At 54.5% G+C, this 312-nt stretch carries 1 pseudogene; it reads right to left on the bottom strand.

Going from position 1 to position 312, the window contains the following annotated elements:
• Positions 1–151 (bottom strand): annotated as a pseudogene (locus HMPREF3048_RS12090) (IS256 family transposase); the annotation flags it as partial.
• Positions 152–312 lie beyond the last annotated feature (161 nt).

The following is a 312-nucleotide window of genomic DNA, read 5'->3' as shown; positions in this document are numbered from 1 at the left end:
CACGAAATAGGGCTGCGTTGGTGATATCGCTGCGCTGCTTGGTCAGTGAAGCACCGCAGATTTTGCACCGCCACCGGGTCGTCCCGTTGCTGGTGGTGCCGTTTCGTTTCATATCGCCGCCACAATGGCAGCGTGGTCGGTTCTTTGGCATTGGGCAACCGAACCACCGCTCCGTAGCACACCATGGCAGCCACACCGGGGATTTTCGCAAGAGAGGGCCAATATATGCTTTTGGAGCATATATTTTCCGCAAACGCGGAGTTCAGAGCATGAAAATCAACGATTCCGGACACACATTTTGTCGCTTAACCC

Source organism: Corynebacterium sp. HMSC075D04 (assembly GCF_001815635.1).
Lineage (GTDB): Bacteria > Actinomycetota > Actinomycetes > Mycobacteriales > Mycobacteriaceae > Corynebacterium > Corynebacterium coyleae.
Note: the sequence above shows the minus strand (reverse complement) of the source record. Positions and strands in the feature narration are given on the sequence as shown.